The 17,449-nt window shown below is 45.4% G+C and carries 15 protein-coding genes; 11 read left to right on the forward strand and 4 right to left on the reverse strand.

The window, feature by feature from the left end:
* Positions 1–47 precede the first annotated feature (47 nt).
* From lon to ACHFJ9_RS12700, 4 genes are all read left to right on the forward strand, one after another.
* Positions 48–2,399 carry an endopeptidase La gene (gene lon, locus ACHFJ9_RS12685; protein WP_182019035.1) on the forward strand — a complete coding sequence of 784 codons (2,352 nt, stop codon included), beginning with the start codon at positions 48–50 and terminating at the stop codon, positions 2,397–2,399.
* A 191-nt stretch (positions 2,400–2,590) separates the two neighbouring features.
* Complete coding sequence (locus ACHFJ9_RS12690) at positions 2,591–2,863, forward strand: HU family DNA-binding protein (protein ID WP_005382341.1); 273 nt, start codon at positions 2,591–2,593, stop codon at positions 2,861–2,863.
* Positions 2,864–3,064: 201 nt separating this feature from the next.
* Positions 3,065–4,924, forward strand: a complete 1,860-nt coding sequence (gene ppiD / locus ACHFJ9_RS12695; protein ID WP_256954371.1) for a peptidylprolyl isomerase — start codon at positions 3,065–3,067, stop codon at positions 4,922–4,924.
* A gap of 255 nt (positions 4,925–5,179) precedes the next feature.
* Positions 5,180–5,464, forward strand: coding sequence for a ComEA family DNA-binding protein (locus tag ACHFJ9_RS12700; protein ID WP_054867875.1), 285 nt, complete (start codon positions 5,180–5,182; stop codon positions 5,462–5,464).
* A gap of 98 nt (positions 5,465–5,562) precedes the next feature.
* On the opposite strand, the gene rrtA is transcribed toward ACHFJ9_RS12700, so the two are convergent.
* Positions 5,563–6,114, reverse strand: coding sequence for a rhombosortase (gene rrtA / locus ACHFJ9_RS12705; protein WP_005390532.1), 552 nt, complete (start codon positions 6,112–6,114; stop codon positions 5,563–5,565).
* Between the two features lie 3 nt (positions 6,115–6,117).
* Here rrtA and ACHFJ9_RS12710 point away from each other — a divergent pair, with 3 nt between their 5' ends.
* Positions 6,118–6,732, forward strand: coding sequence for a tRNA-uridine aminocarboxypropyltransferase (locus ACHFJ9_RS12710; protein ID WP_114322553.1), 615 nt, complete (start codon positions 6,118–6,120; stop codon positions 6,730–6,732).
* 6 nt (positions 6,733–6,738) lie between these two features.
* On the opposite strand, the gene ACHFJ9_RS12715 is transcribed toward ACHFJ9_RS12710, so the two are convergent.
* From ACHFJ9_RS12715 to ACHFJ9_RS12725, 3 genes are all read right to left on the reverse strand, one after another.
* Positions 6,739–8,061: an anti-phage deoxyguanosine triphosphatase gene (locus ACHFJ9_RS12715; RefSeq protein ID WP_164666890.1), complete on the reverse strand. Its 1,323-nt coding sequence runs from the start codon at positions 8,059–8,061 to the stop codon at positions 6,739–6,741.
* Positions 8,062–8,076: 15 nt separating this feature from the next.
* Positions 8,077–8,661 carry a 5'-deoxynucleotidase gene (gene yfbR / locus ACHFJ9_RS12720; protein WP_258684045.1) on the reverse strand — a complete coding sequence of 195 codons (585 nt, stop codon included), beginning with the start codon at positions 8,659–8,661 and terminating at the stop codon, positions 8,077–8,079.
* A 90-nt stretch (positions 8,662–8,751) separates the two neighbouring features.
* The gene (locus tag ACHFJ9_RS12725) at positions 8,752–9,966 is read right to left on the reverse strand and encodes a pyridoxal phosphate-dependent aminotransferase (protein WP_395357012.1); all 1,215 of its coding nucleotides are present in this window, start codon (positions 9,964–9,966) and stop codon (positions 8,752–8,754) included.
* Positions 9,967–10,183: 217 nt separating this feature from the next.
* Here ACHFJ9_RS12725 and ACHFJ9_RS12730 point away from each other — a divergent pair, with 217 nt between their 5' ends.
* The 6 genes from ACHFJ9_RS12730 (at position 10,184) to menE (ending at position 17,407) form a co-directional block, all read left to right on the forward strand.
* Positions 10,184–11,491 carry an isochorismate synthase MenF gene (locus tag ACHFJ9_RS12730; RefSeq protein ID WP_006743248.1) on the forward strand — a complete coding sequence of 436 codons (1,308 nt, stop codon included), beginning with the start codon at positions 10,184–10,186 and terminating at the stop codon, positions 11,489–11,491.
* A complete protein-coding gene (gene menD, locus ACHFJ9_RS12735; RefSeq protein WP_395357014.1) occupies positions 11,488–13,206 on the forward strand; it encodes a 2-succinyl-5-enolpyruvyl-6-hydroxy-3-cyclohexene-1-carboxylic-acid synthase in 1,719 nt (572 codons plus the stop codon). The genes ACHFJ9_RS12730 and menD overlap by 4 nt, the downstream gene beginning before the upstream one ends.
* Positions 13,193–14,020, forward strand: coding sequence for a 2-succinyl-6-hydroxy-2,4-cyclohexadiene-1-carboxylate synthase (menH, locus tag ACHFJ9_RS12740; protein ID WP_395357016.1), 828 nt, complete (start codon positions 13,193–13,195; stop codon positions 14,018–14,020). Before menD ends, menH begins: the two co-directional genes overlap by 14 nt.
* Positions 14,013–14,879, forward strand: coding sequence for a 1,4-dihydroxy-2-naphthoyl-CoA synthase (menB, locus tag ACHFJ9_RS12745; RefSeq protein ID WP_005390550.1), 867 nt, complete (start codon positions 14,013–14,015; stop codon positions 14,877–14,879). The genes menH and menB overlap by 8 nt, the downstream gene beginning before the upstream one ends.
* A gap of 126 nt (positions 14,880–15,005) precedes the next feature.
* Complete coding sequence (gene menC / locus ACHFJ9_RS12750) at positions 15,006–15,995, forward strand: o-succinylbenzoate synthase (protein WP_047009472.1); 990 nt, start codon at positions 15,006–15,008, stop codon at positions 15,993–15,995.
* The gene (menE, locus tag ACHFJ9_RS12755) at positions 15,980–17,407 is read left to right on the forward strand and encodes an o-succinylbenzoate--CoA ligase (RefSeq protein WP_395357019.1); all 1,428 of its coding nucleotides are present in this window, start codon (positions 15,980–15,982) and stop codon (positions 17,405–17,407) included. The genes menC and menE overlap by 16 nt, the downstream gene beginning before the upstream one ends.
* Positions 17,408–17,449 lie beyond the last annotated feature (42 nt).

Consider the following 17,449-nt stretch of genomic DNA (forward strand, 5'->3'; position numbering starts at 1 on the left):
TAAATCGATAAGTAATACGTAAACGTGAAAGCGGAAGAGAGAATTATATGAACTTGGAACGTTCCGAGCGTATCGAGATCCCGGTACTACCTCTACGTGACGTAGTGGTCTACCCGCACATGGTTATTCCATTGTTTGTTGGTCGTGAGAAATCGATTAGCTGTTTAGAAACGGCGATGGAAACCAACAAACAAGTTCTTCTTGTGGCACAAAAGCAAGCTGATACTGACGAGCCTACGGTTGACGACCTATTTGAAGTAGGTACGGTAGCCACCATTCTCCAGCTACTGAAGCTTCCGGATGGCACAGTAAAAGTACTGGTTGAAGGTCAGCAACGTGCGAAAATTAATCACTTTAAAGAGAGTGACTTCTTCCTAGCGGAAGCGGAATTTGTTGTTACGCCAGAATTGGATGAGCGTGAGCAAGAAGTGATTGTTCGCAGTGCGATTAATCAGTTTGAAGGCTTCATTAAGCTAAACAAGAAGATTCCACCAGAAGTTTTAACCTCACTCAACGGTATCGACGAAGCAGCACGCTTAGCGGATACCATTGCAGCTCATATGCCGTTGAAGCTGGTGGATAAGCAGCAAGTACTTGAAATTGTTGATGTCACTGAGCGTCTGGAATTCCTAATGGGCCAGATGGAATCAGAGATCGATTTGCTGCAAGTTGAAAAACGCATTCGTGGTCGCGTTAAGAAGCAAATGGAAAAATCTCAGCGTGAGTACTATCTGAATGAGCAAATGAAAGCGATTCAGAAAGAACTTGGTGAGATGGAAGACGCACCAGACGAGTTCGAAACGCTGCAGAAGAAGATTGACGAATCAAAAATGCCTCAAGAGGCACGTGAAAAGACTGAGCAAGAGCTTCAAAAGCTTAAGATGATGTCTCCGATGTCTGCCGAAGCAACAGTGGTTCGTAGCTACATCGATTGGATGGTCAGCGTGCCTTGGGCTAAACGCTCAAAAGTTAAGAAAAATTTAGCGAAAGCAGAAGAGATTCTTAATGAAGACCACTACGGTCTAGAGCGCGTAAAAGAGCGTATTCTTGAATACTTGGCGGTTCAAAACCGAATCAATAAGTTAAAAGGTCCAATCCTTTGTCTTGTTGGTCCTCCAGGTGTGGGTAAAACGTCTCTTGGTCGTTCAATTGCTTCCGCTACAGGTCGTAAGTACGTTCGTATGGCGCTGGGTGGTGTACGTGATGAAGCAGAAATCCGCGGTCACCGTCGTACTTACATTGGCTCATTGCCAGGTAAATTAATCCAGAAGATGTCGAAAGTTGGCGTGAAGAACCCACTGTTCTTATTGGACGAAATCGACAAAATGTCTTCAGATATGCGCGGCGATCCGGCATCAGCGCTACTAGAAGTACTTGATCCTGAACAGAATAACTCGTTCAACGATCACTACTTAGAAGTGGATTACGACCTTTCTGACGTTATGTTCGTTGCAACCTCGAACTCGATGAACATTCCAGGTCCATTGTTAGACCGTATGGAAGTTATTCGTTTATCTGGTTACACCGAAGACGAGAAGCTGAACATTGCAAAACGTCACCTTGTTGATAAGCAAGTGAAGCGCAATGGTCTAAAACCGGATGAGATAATCATTGAAGACTCTGCGATTATTGGCATCATCCGTTATTACACTCGTGAAGCGGGTGTCCGTAACTTAGAACGTGAGATCTCTAAGATCTGCCGTAAAGCCGTGAAGAACATCTTGCTGGATAAAGACATCAAGTCAGTCACGGTAACGATGGACAACCTAAAAGAGTACTTGGGTGTTCAACGTTTCGATTACGGCAAAGCGGATGAAAGTAACCGAATTGGTCAAGTGACAGGTCTAGCTTGGACAGAAGTGGGTGGTGATCTGCTAACGATTGAAACTCAATCCATGCCAGGTAAAGGTAAGCTGACGCAAACGGGCTCTCTTGGTGACGTGATGCAAGAGTCTATCCAAGCCGCAATGACAGTAGTTCGCTCTCGTGCAGAAAAACTGGGTATCAATACTGACTTCTACGAGAAGAAAGATATTCACGTGCACGTACCGGAAGGCGCGACGCCAAAAGATGGCCCAAGTGCGGGTACTGCAATGTGTACTGCCTTGGTTTCTGCTCTGACAGGTAACCCTGTGAAAGCAGAGGTAGCGATGACGGGTGAAATCACACTGCGTGGTGAAGTCCTACCTATCGGTGGCCTAAAAGAGAAGTTACTTGCGGCACACCGTGGCGGCATTAAGACTGTGCTAATTCCAAAAGACAACGAGCGTGATTTGGAAGAGATTCCTGATAATGTTATCGCTGATCTGCAAGTCATCCCTGTACAGTGGATTGATGAAGTACTGAAAGTCGCACTAGAGCGAGACCCGACGGGCGTTGAGTTTGAGTCTCAAAAATAGTGATGTGCAGCAAAAATAAGTAAAAGTTTACGCTGATAAGTCTAAAAAGGCTTGTCAGCGTTTTTTTTGGGCGCTAAGTTAGTTTCGATAGCTGCCAGCCCTTGACGAATAAGGGATGGAGCATATTTTCTTAACAATGGAACGAAAGTCATCACAAAAATAATCACAGATGACACAAAGGGGAAATTACAGTGAATAAAACTCAGTTAGTAGAACAAATCGCAGAAAATGCAGACATTTCTAAAGCGTCAGCGGGTCGTGCTCTAGATGCATTCATCGAAGCAGTAAGCGGTACTCTTCAGTCTGGTGATCAAGTTGCTCTAGTTGGCTTTGGTACATTCAGCGTTCGTACTCGTGCTGCACGTACTGGTCGTAACCCAAAAACTGGTGAAGAAATCCAAATCGCAGAAGCAAAAGTACCAGCTTTTAAAGCTGGTAAAGCACTGAAAGACGCTTGTAACTAATCACAGCGTTAATTCTGTAACCGGCCATTTGCTTAACTTTTGCTCAAACAATAAGTTTCGAACAAAAATTTACAAACTTCGAGCCGAACTTTCTTAAATTATGCGCATCATACTGATGCGCATTTCTTTTTCTGATATTATTGCGCCATTATTTCTATTAGATAGAAGCAGTAGGCTTCAATTGTGGAGAGCAGTTAAATTATGATGGATCGACTACGCGAAGGCGTGAATAGCATCGCGGTCAAAATTATCCTTGGGCTTATCATCCTGTCTTTCGTATTTGCAGGTGTGGGTAGCTACATCGTTAGTGGTAACAACAACTCTGCAGCGAAAGTCGGTAACACTGAGATTCCTCGTGGTGAGTTCGAGATGGCATACCAAAATGAGCGTAACCGTATGCAAGCTCAGTTGGGTGACTACTTCTCTCAAATGCTGGCTGACCCTGCATATGTTGAATCTTTCCGCAAATCCGTTTTAGATCGAATGATCAATGACGTGTTGCTTGACCAACAAGCAGAAGCTTTAGGTCTGCGAATCAGCGACACCCAAGTTCGTAGCATGATTCTAGACATGCCTCAATTCCAATCTAATGGTCAGTTCGATCAAGAGATCTATCAAGCTTCTCTGCGTCGTGCAGGCTTTTCGCCAGACTCTTTTGCTGAGTACATGCGTCGTGAATTGGTTCGTGAACAACTGCTGAATGCACTACAAAACAGTGAATTTATTCTGCCAGGTGAAGTACAGGCAGAAGGTAAGCTGTTCACTCAAACTCGTGATATTCGCACGATTAAAATCGACTTAGCAGAGTTTGCGAAAAACATTGAATTGACTGACGAAGAAATTCAACAGTACTACAAAGCAAACCCTGACAACTTTACTCGCCCAGAGCAGGTTAAAGTCGCTTATATCGAACTGTCTGCTGAAGCGCTAAAGGAACAAGTTAATGTTTCTGATGCTGAGGTGAAAAAGTACTACGAAGAGCACTTAAACAAATACTCTTCAGAAGAGCAGCGTCGTGTCGCTCATATTCTTGTAGAAGGGGACGATGAAGCAAAAGCGCAGGCTATCCTAGATGAGCTAAATGCGGGTGCAGATTTTGCGACGCTAGCTCAAGAGAAATCTGACGATTTTGGCAGCGCTGAAAACGGTGGTGACTTAGGTTGGATAGAGCGTGATGTGATGGACCCTGCTTTTGAAGAAGCGGCATTCGCGTTGAAGAATCCAGGCGATACGTCGGGTCTAGTAAAGTCGGACTTTGGTTACCATATTATCAAGCTTGAAGAGCTAAAAGACTCTGTGGCGAAGCCATTTGAAGAAGTAGCCGCTGAAATCAAACAAGAAATGGTTGACCAACAAGCGGTTGATCAATTCTACGAGCTACAAAGCGAACTTGAGCGCGTAGCGTTTGAATACCCAGACTCATTGTATGACGCTTCTCAAGCGGTTAACCAAGAAGTGAAGACAACGGACTTTATTTCTCAAGTTGACGCACCTGAAGTGCTTCGTAACCCTGCGGTAATGCAAGCTATCCTTAGCCCAGAAGTAAAAGAAGATGGCTTAAACTCTGAAGCTATCGAAGTTGCACCTGAACATATTATTGTTGTTCGTGTTGAAGACGCACGTGATGAGACGGTTCTTCCACTAGAAGAAGTGAAAGATCAGGTTATTGCAGAGCTATCTCGCGTTAAGGGTGAGCAAGATGCGATGGAACTTGGTACACAGGTTGTTGCTGCATTGAAAGAAGGTAAGACAGATGTGCTTACTGAAAACAACCTTGCATTTGGTGAACAAGAGACAGTAGATCGCCGTTCTCCGTTGGCAACAACGGTATTCGCGATGGCAAAACCAGTCGATGGTAAGCCAGTATATGGTCAGTCTAAAGATCTTGAAGGTAACATTGTTATCATCGAGCTTGATGCTGTAAATGCTGAGCTAGATAGTGATTTAGAAGAGCAAGTTGCGATGCAAATGCAGCGAGCATCTTCTCAGCAAGACCTATCATCTGTGCTAGCTGTACTGCGCGCAAACACTGACATTGAGTACTTTATTGTGAGCAACTAAGCACAATTAGTGTAATTTGCATGTTAACTAAAACGGACCGCATAAGCGGTCCGTTTTATTTTTGTCTTTATTAACTTCAATCATCAATAAGCATTACTTAAATTAGTGCGCGTTTAAGTGATACCAGTCATTGCGAATATCGGGTCATCTAAGTTTGTTAAATGCATAATCACGTTGCTTTTCACTACGAACTTGGTAGTTACTTGCTCCCGATGACTGGTTTTAGCCTACTATTTTGGAGATTGTATGTTCAATATGAAATGGATTTTGACATTGTGCTTATTTGTTTTTGCACCTTTTAGCATGGCTGCGGATTCAGCCACTGGCAAATATGAAGGAATTGAAATTACCGTAAATATCAACACGGCCTCTGCTGAAGAAATAGCGACCATGTTGAAAGGTATAGGTGAGAAGAAAGCGCAGAGTATCGTGGACTACCGCGAGGAGCATGGCCCTTTTAAAACAGCAGCAGATTTGAAGAGCGTAAAAGGCATTGGTGAAGCGACAGTTAAGAAAAACGAAGACCGCATTTTACTGTAGCTTGATGTATTTCAGATATTGAGTCTGAATTCAGAACAATATCTGTTTCCCTATTACTGCTTTCCCGAACCAACCCCTCTTTCGTGGTTCGGGATTTTTTAACCGAATAAACGACGGCGAAAGCCTTTTTCCATTAGAGCCATTGTTAACCCACCGAGTGCGCCAAATAAATGAGCATCAATAGCAACGTTTGCGCCGATAAGCGCAGCAGTGCTGCTTGATGGACCATAGATCTGCTCCCATGCTACTTTGGCAATAAGCCCGCCGACCAACAACAAGCTGCTTCTTCTGCTTTCAAAGACTTCTCTGAGTGCCCAGAATCCAAATAGTCCGTGTAGTACGCCAGATAATCCCACGTACACCGACATGTTGGTAAACAAATTCATTGCGCCAACAAATGCGCACAAGAGTGAGAAAACGATAAGGAAGTTGCGAGTACTTGGACGAAAAATAAAAGTAATGATCCACAATCCTGCCAGGTTCATCCCTAAGTGTGCAAAGTTGGTATGTGTGAGATTTCCTGTTACGATTCGCCACCATTCGCCATGGCGTATATTGTAGCTGTGCCACTCGGTTAGGCTTGCCATTGGTTCGAATTGAAGTATCAAACAGATCACGCTGATAATACTCAGCAAGGTATAAAGGTTCACTCTATGTCTCGTTATTGTTCTCGTTGTGGAAAATCGCAAAAAGCGTGTATTTGCCAATGGATTGTACCGTTGGCAAGCGAGGTAGAACTTATCATTCTTCAGCACACGAGTGAAGAACATCGTCCGCTTGGTACGGCACGGATTCTCAATTTGAGTTTAGATAACTGTATTTGTCTGATAGGAGAGGACTTTTCTGGTGATAATGTCTTAAATCACTTGTTGGCGGATGAATCATATCAACATTTTGTTCTTTACCCATCGGAACAGTCACGATGCATCTCTGAAATCAATCAAGCGAGTCGTAGTGTATCTAAGAAAATACGTTTGATTTTGCTCGATGGGACGTGGAAAAAAGCGTACAAAATGTGGCAGCTTTCTAGCAATTTACATCCACTCCCAACCGTGCAATTACCGAAGCAATTGCAAGGGCATTACACCATTCGTAAAGCGCCCTCTGAGAATAGCTTATCGACAGTCGAGGCAGGTTATCATTCGCTTCGTTTGCTTGAACCCGAGAGAGACTTTACACCACTTATGCATGCCTTTGAAAAGATGATCGAATTCCAAATCGCCCAGATGCCGCCGGGCGTATTTGAAAAGAATTACTTGAAAGGTTGAGTGTGACTAAAGAACGATGGAAGAGAATAGCTGACGGTGCAGCTTTTGCGCGTGACCATCGGTCATAGCAGAAATGTAATCGGCGATGACTCTCATCTTATTGCTTTCGCTTTTCGCTTGGCACCACAGTTCTCTTGTATGAACAGGCAGCAAGCGCTCTGGGTCCGCTGTTAAGGCTTCAAAAATGTCCATAATAATTTGCTGACCCTTATACTCAACGATCTGGACCTGAGGGACTTGGATAACGAAGGTGCTGACAAAGTGCTTGAGCACGTCAAGTGCTCGTGCCATTTGTGGCTCTAAACACGCATTCCAAGACAGTAATGGATTATTGAAAGGCTCATCCACCGCCTTAATTGAAATGCTGGTCAGCAGGGCGTTAACCATACCACCGATGGCATCTTTCCGCTCATGATGCTTACCACTAAATAGCATCTGTCCGATGGAATCGATATGTGCTTCAAACCACGGGTCGCCACAGTCCGCTAATTGACTTGCTGCGCCTTCTTGCCATTGCTGACGTGTCACCATACCAAGTACGATTGCATCTTCTAAATCATGAACGCCGTAGGCGATATCGTCCGCTAGCTCCATGATTGAGCAATCGAGTGATTTAAAGCGCGTTTTACTGTGCTCAAACTCCGATTCTGGTTTTGAGCGCATTAGGCTAAGCAATGCCTTGTCGTTGTCAGAAAGCGGTGCAATTACCCAATCAAATAAGTCTTTATCACAATCATAAATGCCCTTAGCTGGGCTCCAATCTTTGGCTTTTAGTTTACGTTGATGCTCAGCTGGTTGAGGCAACTTGACGGAGCGTGTTTGACTAATAAGGGCAGGGTACTTGATCAAACCAAGCAGTGTGCGGCGTGATAAATTCATTCCGAAATGCTCAGTATAAGGCTCTAACTTAGTGACGATACGAAAGGTTTGGGCGTTTCCCTCGAAACCGCCATGTTCGCGCATTACGTAGTTTAGAGCGACTTCTCCCCCATGACCGTATGGAGGATGCCCGATGTCGTGCGCCAAACATAATGAATCAATTAAGCTGTCTGATGGCAATAGATCACGGAACTCTGGTTGTTTTTTCTTCAACTGGGCGACGATACCGGTCCCGAGTTGCGACGCTTCTAAGGAGTGTGTTAACCGGCTGCGGTGAAAGTCTTCCAAGCTATTGCCGTGTACTTGGGTTTTTGCTTGTAAGCGTCGAAATGCAGCCGAGTGAAGAATGCGCGCTCGGTCTCTTTGGTACGGGCTTCGATGGTCGTCACGACGTATTTTATGCTCATCATCATGGCGCTCTTGCCATTGCGGGTGTAATTCAAACGACACGATTATCTCCGTAAGCTAACTGATTTCATCTAACGATAATTCGAAACTTGGGGCAAAGGTATTGAGGAAGTAATCCATTTCAGGCGTTCTACGTTCTTGCAAAGTGATGTCTAAGCGTTTTTTTGCCAGAGCGAACTCATGATTGCCTGCGCTTAGTTCTTCGAGACATTTTAAATAGGCACAGATGGAGTCGGCTTGCTTGACGATTTTTGCGTCCTCTCTGTGTGCAGAGTGGGAAAGAAGGTAGGGGGCAAAATCATCTTGGAACTCTTCCGGTAACATTGAAAGCAATTTTTGTTCCGCTGCCGATTCTATCTTCTTATATTCTTTGGCAATTTCAGGGTTGTAATACTTCACTGGGGTTGGAAGGTCACCCGTTAATACTTCGCTAGAGTCATGGTACATGGCAAGAATCGCGATGCGTTCTGGATTAAGGTTGCCGCCGAACTTTTTGTTTTTAATTAGGGCAAGGGCATGAGCGACAAAAGCAACTTGTAAGCTATGCTCTGAAACGTTTTCTGGTGAGACGGACCGCATTAAAGGCCAGCGTTGGATCAGCTTCATTCGAGCCAGGTGGGCGAAAAAATGGCTTTCTTTCATGGCTTTCTCCGTTTCTGGTGTAAAAAAGGAACTCACTAGGAGTTCCTCTAAGCATATGAGAGATCAGCACTAATTACTACCAGTGATTCATTACTGGCTGTAGGTTGATAGGAATCGCTCAAAACGTCCAATGGCGATTTCTAGATCTTCAACGTGCGGCAGTGTCACGATGCGGAAGTGGTCTGGTTTTGGCCAGTTAAAACCGGAACCTTGCACCAGTAAGACCTTCTCTTGTTTTAAGAAATCTAAAACCATCTGCTGATCGTTCTTGATGTTGTACATTTTTGTGTCGATTTTCGGGAAGAGGTACATAGCACCCTTAGGTTTGACACAAGAAACACCAGGAATCTGATTGATCAGTTCATACGCTCTATTGCGCTGCTCTAATAAGCGTCCGCCAGGTAAAATCAGTTCATTGATACTCTGGTATCCACCTAGCGCAGTTTGAATCGCATGTTGCATTGGTACGTTTGCACATAAACGCATCGATGAAAGCAGCTCCAAGCCATTCACGTACCCTTGAGCTAGGTGTTTAGGTCCCGTTAGGAACATCCAGCCACCACGGAAACCACAAACACGGTAGGCTTTTGAAAGGCCATTGAATGTCATGACTAGCACATCTTCAGTGAGTGTGGCGACTGAGGTATGTGTTGCACCGTCGTACAACACTTTGTCGTAGATCTCATCTGCGAAAATGATCAGTTTGTGCTGGCGTGCTATCTCAATCACTTCAAGTAGGAAGTCACGGCTGTATACCGCACCTGTCGGGTTGTTCGGGTTGATCAGAACAATGCCACGTGTCTTTGGTGTGATTTTCTTTTTGATGTCTTCAAGGTCTGGGTACCAGTCTGCACCTTCATCACATAGGTAATGAACCGACTTACCGCCTGATAGTGCAACTGAAGCTGTCCACAACGGGTAATCGGGAGCTGGGATTAGCATTTCGTCGCCATTATTTAACAGCGCTTGCATGGCCATCACGATCAGCTCAGACACGCCGTTACCCACATACACATCTTCGACATCTAGCGAGCGGATACCTTTACGTTGATAGTGTTGGACCACGGCTTTACGAGCAGAGTAAATGCCTTTGGAATCACAATAGCCTTGAGAAGTCGGCAGATTACGAATCACGTCGACTAAAATCTCATCAGGGGCGTCAAAACCAAATGGGGCAGGGTTACCAATGTTTAGCTTTAGGATTTTATGCCCTTCTTCCTCCATGCGCTTAGCATGTTTGAGTACAGGACCCCTAATGTCGTAGCAGACATTATCGAGTTTTGACGACATCCCGATATTTTGCATTGTATAATTCCTAAAAATTCGTTAATTTCTTTATTAAAATACAATAATTTGTTTTTTATTAGAATATATATCTGTAAATTATCTGTTTGCTGGTTAAGTTTTGCTCGTTTGCTATCACAGGATTTTGCAAAAGATCGCATACGACCTTGATTTGCTTTGGGTCTAAACTTAGAGTAGCCGTCAGTTATCATTTATCCTCACATACTACGAGGTTGATTTGTCACAGTTCCATCAAGCCGTAAAGAGAATTATCGAGCGAGTTCAGCAAGCGGAAGGCAATCAAACACGTCTGGTCGAGCCCCTGAGCGAGAAACCTAATTTCTCATTTATTGATTGGCTTGATGCACAACCACTTTTCCCTAAATTCTACTGGCAGTCCCGCGATACTCGTGAAGAGGTCGTTGCACTAGGGCAATTACACGCTTTTGTTGAGCCAGGCCCTGCTTATACCATTCTAGGTGAAGGGCAACGAGTCTGGGGCGGACGCTCTTTTGACGGCCAGCATGAGAAGAATCGTCGCTGTATGCCTTCTTTCTTCTTTTTGCCTCAAATTGAGTTAATTCGTTTTGACCAACAATGGTCTCTCGCAGTTAATATTTCAGAAGACAAAGCGCGAACCCTAGCAGGACTGCATAAACTGGTTTGTGAGGTCGCGACCTTAGCTCCGATTTCTTCTCACATCCGCTCTATTGTTCATACGCCAAGTCAGCCTCAATGGAATGAGTTAGTTCATAAAGTTCTGACTGGTATAAAGAATGATGATTTTAAGAAAGTGGTATTGGCGCGTCGCTCTACCGTGCAGCTTGATAACACATTAAGCGCTGCACAGTTGCTGAAAGCGAGTTACTTAAATAACCATCATAGTTTCCATTTCATGCTGAGCTTAGACAGCAAACACAGCTTTATGGGCTCTACGCCAGAACGTTTGTATTCTCGCGTAGGGCACGAACTTCATACCGAAGCGTTAGCAGGCACGATTGGTCGAGGGGACAACGCCACTCACGATATGGAGTTGGCGAATTGGTTATCCCAAGATGAAAAGAACCTCAATGAAAACCAATATGTAGTTGATGACATTATTGATCGCCTATCACCGCATTCCGAAGCGGTTGAAGTGGAGGCCGAGGCAAGTTTGGTTAGGCTACGAAAAGTGCAACACCTCAAGCGAAATATTCACGCGAGCCTAAAGACGGGAATAAACGGTGTTCAGTTGTTATCGGCGCTTCAGCCAACGGCGGCGGTTGCTGGCTTACCTCGACAAGAATCCATGCAGTTTATTCTTGATAATGAGCCCTTTGCACGCGGCTGGTACGCGGGGTCAATGGGTTACATAAGCCATGAACGAGCAGAGTTTTGTGTCGCGATCAGAAGCGCGCTTGTTCTTGGTGACCAAGTACAACTGTTTGCGGGCGCAGGTATTGTGCCAGGTTCTGTGGCAGAGCATGAGTGGGCGGAACTTGATAAGAAAATGTCGACGTTACTTACGCTGATTTCTGATCACCCCCCGTTGGGAGTCGCATCATGAACCATGACCAAGCGGTGCTCAATCGAATTTGGTCAGAAACCATATTGATTGAGCTTCAGCGATTTGGCGTTAAGCATGTTTGTATCGCTCCTGGCTCTCGTTCTACTCCTTTAACTTTAGAGGTGGCAGAGCGGTCCAATTTTTCTATTCATACTCACTTTGATGAGCGTGGTCTCGGCTTTATGGCTCTTGGTTTAGCGAAAGCTACTCAAGAGCCAGTGGCAATCATCGTTACCTCTGGTACGGCAGTGGCGAACTTATTACCAGCCGTTGCGGAGGCTAGGCTTACTGGTGAAAAGCTGGTGCTGCTCACTGCGGATCGTCCGATGGAGCTCGTTGGCTGTGGCGCAAACCAAGCGATTAACCAGTTGGGTATTTTTTCACATCATGTCTCGGCCAGCTTGAATTTACCAAGCCCAACTTTAACAACATCGCTTAATTGGTTGCTGACCTCTGTTGACGAAGTGATGTTTACTCAGCAACTGCAAGGCAGTGCTGTTCATATTAACTGTGCATTTCCAGAGCCTTTGTATTCCAACGGTGCAAAAGCGGATTATCAAACCTACTTAGACTCGGTAGCCGGATGGCGAAAAGGAAGTGGTAGTTATACCCAGCGTTTTAGCCACTTGTCACAGGCGAAAATCCCGTCTTGTGCGGATAAAAAAGGCTTGGTTGTGATTGGCAGCTTACCGCTTGAACAAGCGAAGTCGGCGCAGGCATTTGCACAAAAGATGGGATGGCCGGTACTTGCAGACCCGCAAAGTGGTCTCAGTTCGGATTGGGCGCATTACGATGTATGGCTTCAACTTCCCGAGCTCGCAAACGAGCTTGAATCTTGTGAACTTATTATCCAATTTGGTAGCCGAATCATCTCCAAACGTTTGAACCAGTGGATTGATAAACAAGTTTCGCAAAATCAACAAAATAAAGACGTTCAATACTGGTATATCTCGCCGCGTATGGACCGTAATAACCAAAATCATCTGGCGCAAATGCACTGGGTTGAGCTTCCTCAAACTTGGGTTTCTCGCATTAGCTTTGAGAAGCCAATATTTGCTGGGTGGGCTGATAGGTTAGCGAATGGAGTTAAGCGAGTTCATCAACGTATCGAAGAAGCTTTCCTATCTGGTTCAGCGTCTGCCATTGACGAAATTGCGTTGGCAGCAGACATCAACGAGCGCACTAAAAACGCTGATGTCTTTTTGGGTAACAGTTTGTTTGTTCGACTTGTCGATATGTACGGCAAACTTGATGATGTAGAAGTGTTCACTAACCGAGGCGCGTCAGGAATTGACGGTTTGTTTGCTACCGCATCAGGTGTGCAGCGAGCAAGAGGTAATCCGTTACTGATGTATATTGGTGACACATCAGCACTGTATGATCTCAATTCACTAGCGCTGTTTTCTCACAATAAATTGCCGACGGTACTTGTGGTCACAAACAATGATGGTGGCGCAATTTTCGATATGTTACCGGTGCCTCAGGAGCATCGCACTGCGTACTACCAAATGCCCCACGGTTATCAGTTTGAACATGCAGCCAAACAGTTTGGTTTAAAGTATGAGAAGCCAACTACGTTAGAAATGTATCAAGCAATGGTTGCCGAGCACCTGTCGAGCGGTCAAGGCACACTGCTGGTGGAAGTTCAAACCCCACCAAGTCAAGCCGCAGAGTTGATAAAGGCATTTAATAAGAGCCTGCATGCTTCACTCTGAGCGTCTCTCTTCAACTGAAAAACACCAAAGTGGTGATCTTCCCACTCTGGTGTTTTTGCATGGCTTTTTAGGAAGTGGTGCTGATTGGCAAGCTTGTTTGGATGAGCTGACTTGGTTTGAACGAATTGTTATAGACCTTCCTGGTCATGGTCGTAGCCAGTTTACAAAGTGCAACGATCTCGATGATTGCTGCAAACTTCTTAATTCCACACTATCTTTATTATTTCCCTCACAACAACCACTTATTTTGATTGGTTACTCGATGGGCGGCCGTATTGCGATGCATGGTATTGCCAATCAATGCTTCTCAGATCTCAATATTGTGGGCGCAATTGTTGAAGGGGGAAACTTCGGGCTTCAAACTGAGTCAGAGAAACAGGTGAGATTGGAGAATGATGCTCGCTGGGCAAAGCGTTTCAAAACTGAACCACTTGAATGTGTTTTGAACGATTGGTATCAGCAAGCGGTGTTTTCTTCACTAAACCATGAGCAAAGACAAACATTAATTGCGAAGCGAAGTGATAATCTTGGCTCGGCGGTCGCGAGCATGCTGATGGCAACATCGTTAGCCAAGCAGGCGTATTTGTTGCCCACACTGAAAAAGCAGAATATACCGATGTATTACTTGTGTGGCGCGAAAGACCAAAAATTTAGCCAACTGGCACAACGTAGCGGGTTGGCGTATCGACAAGTTGAAGGCGCAGGACATAACGTTCATCAAGAGCAGCCCCAACAATTTGCGATGCATATTAAGCAAATAATTCAATCTCACTTTGGTGAGAGTAACGAGAACAATGGGAATCACCATGGCTAAAACAGTAGGCATTTCTGAAGAAGAACTTTACGCTCCGGTTCAATGGAAAGATTGCAGCGAGAAATACGAGGATATTCACTACCATAAATCTGAAGATGGTATCGCGAAAATTACCATTGCACGCCCACAAGTGCGTAATGCATTCCGCCCTCAAACAGTAAAAGAGATGATTGATGCGTTGGCAGATGCGCGTTACGACTCTGGTGTTGGCGTGATCATTCTGACAGGTTTAGGTGAAGACGCATTCTGTTCTGGCGGCGACCAGAAGATCCGTGGCGACTACGGCGGCTATAAAGACGAGCAAGGTACACACCACCTAAACGTATTGGACTTCCAACGCGATATTCGAACTTGTCCAAAACCTGTGATCGCATCAGTTGCCGGCTGGGCTGTTGGCGGTGGTCATGTACTGCACATGATGTGTGATCTAACAATTGCAGCAGACAACGCGCAGTTTGGTCAAACGGGCCCTAAAGTGGGTTCATTTGATGGTGGTTGGGGCGCGTCTTACATGGCTCGTATCGTCGGTCAAAAGAAAGCTCGCGAAATCTGGTTCCTATGCCGTTTCTACAACGCGCAAGAAGCGTTAGACATGGGTTTGGTCAACACGGTTGTGCCGCTAGAAGAGCTAGAGAAAGAAACCGTTCGTTGGTGTCGTGAAGTGCTTCAGCATAGCCCAATGGCACTACGCTGCCTGAAAGCAGCATTGAATGCGGACTGTGATGGTCAAGCCGGTCTTCAAGAGCTTGCGGGTAACGCAACGATGATGTTCTACATGACCGATGAAGGACAAGAAGGTCGTAACGCATTCAACGAGAAACGTCGCCCAGACTTCGACAAATTCCCTCGTAACCCATAATTCGTATAAAAAGAGGAGTGTTTTAGCTCCTCTGTTCCATTTTTCCTGAGCGCCTCGCCCTCTGGGAGGCTGGTGGGATTGCTCGCCAGAACGCTCAAATATACGGCATTACATAGGACTTGAATTATGCGTGAAGCGAAAATTTATCGTTATAGCTTGCCCATGGATAGTGGTGTCATCCTGCGAGACAATAAGCTAACAGAACGTGTTGGTTATGTTGTCGCGCTTTCTGAACGTGACCAAATAGGGCTTGGAGAAGTCGCTCCTCTTCCTGGTTTTAGTTTAGAGAACACCGAAGATGCTGGTATTCAGCTACAAGAACAAGCGGAGCGTTGGGTAGCAGGATTGGATGTGGATTACGCCAACATGTATCCATCGGTCGCGTTTGGTTTATCGATGGCACAGTTAGAGTTAGCTGGTGGCTTACCCCAACAAGGTAAGTATCAAACAGCGCCGCTGTGTACTGGTGACCCAGACGAGCTCATTCCAAAGCTGAACGAAATGGAAGGCGAGAAAGTCGCGAAAGTAAAAGTCGGGCTTTATGAGCCAATTCGCGATGGCATGCTTGTGAACCTTTTCCTTGAATCTATCCCTCAATTAACGCTTCGACTTGATGCAAACCGCGCTTGGACACCAGAAAAAGCGCAGCAGTTTGCTAAATACATTACTCCGTCTCTGCGTCAGCGCATTACCTTTTTGGAAGAGCCGTGCCGCTCTCCTGGCGATAGTCTCTCTTTTGCTATCAATACTGGTATTGCGATTGCTTGGGATGAAACGTTGCAAGATGCGGTTCGTCGAGAGGATTTCCGTCTTGAAGATCTAACTGGTGTGAAAACGATCATCATCAAACCCACACTCATTGGTTCGGTGGATTTTTGTATTACACTGATAGAGAAGGCGAAGTCACTGGGGATGAAAGCGGTTATTAGCTCGAGCATTGAATCCAGTCTCGGCTTAACGCAATTAGCGCGCTTTGCCCAATGGCAGCTGCCTGATGAAGTTCCAGGTTTGGATACGATTGGCCTATTCAAAGCTCAGTTAGAGCAAGGCTGGCCTAAGTGTGAACTTCCCGTTCTTCCTCTGAAAGATCAGGAGATTGTGTGGCATTCTGCATAGACAATGTTGCGAAGGCACCGTGGAAATATTGGGCTCAAACGAGCCCTTTTTCTATTGCACTCAAGACACCAACAGAAACATTAAACTGGCAACAACTCTCAGTACGTATTGACCAATACGCTCACTATTTGAATGACTTGGGTGTAACGCGGGGAGATGTGCTGACTTTGGTAGGTAAAAACCAAGTCGAAACTCTGCTGTTTTATCTTGCTTCCAAGCAGTTAGGCGCACTTGCCGCGCTGACCATGGTACAACCACTCGATACGCTACAGAGTAAACTTGCGACCCTTTATAAACCTGAACAAACTCGGTTTATCTGGTTTGCTCAGGAGTGCGCTTCGACCTTTTCTGAACATGATATACAAAAACTCAAGGCAACATTGCTTTCACCGCCCTTAGTTTCACAACAAGAGCGTGATGCGGTGATTGAAGATGCCTATCACCATGACAGGCTCGCTTCAGTGGTATTTACCTCTGGCTCGACAGGGGAGCCTAAAGCCGTGGTTCATACACATCGACAACACTTTGCATCCGCAGAAGGCTTGTTGCAAGAGTTCATTTTCACTCAGCAAGATTCTTGGCTATTGTCGCTTCCGCTTTATCACGTCTCTGGATTGGCGATTGTATATCGTTGGCTATATGTCGGAGCGACATTGAAAATCGGTACAGGAAAACTTGTCGAAGATATTCAGGGCGTGTCACACGCATCTTTGGTTGCAACGCAACTCAAACGGCTATTGGATGATGATGCTCACTTGTCATTGACGCATGTGCTATTGGGCGGCAGCCACGTTGCTCACGAGTTGGCGTTGCGAGCAACAGGACGAGGGATTGAGGCGTGGTTAGGTTATGGGATGACGGAAGCAGCCTCTACCGTTACCGCAAAGAGAATTGACAGTACCAGTAATGCTGGACACGTATTGAAGCACCGTAAGGTAAAGTTGGTTGACCAACGCATTTTTGTCGGTGGTAAAACATTGGCGGCAGGGTATTTTCATCAAGGTCATGTTACTCCGTTTCTGGATGAGAAAGGCTGGTTCGATAGCAAGGATCTCGGTGAGTGGCAAGGTGACGAGTTAAAGATCATCGGCCGTGCCGACAATCAATTTATCTCTGGTGGTGAGAACATTCATTGTGAAGAGATTGAGGCAGCATTGAACCAGATTGATGGCGTGGTGCAGAGCATAGTGGTTCCAGTCGAAGATGCGGAATTTGGTCATCGCCCTGTTGCTGTGATTCAGACCAATGATTTGCGCAGCAAAGCGGAATATGACCTGCATTTGCAATCCAAATTAGAGAAGTTTAAATGGCCAGTGGAATACCATTTAATGCCACAAGTGCTACTAGAAAGTGGGATCAAAGTTTCTCGGAAGGCAGTGAAGGAGTGGCTATTGCCATCAATTCAGCATTAGTCAATTTTGCTATGTATTAGTCAGAAAGGGAATTTCGTATCC

It is taken from the genome of Vibrio sp. D3, from assembly GCF_043995865.1.
Lineage (GTDB): Bacteria > Pseudomonadota > Gammaproteobacteria > Enterobacterales > Vibrionaceae > Vibrio > Vibrio diabolicus.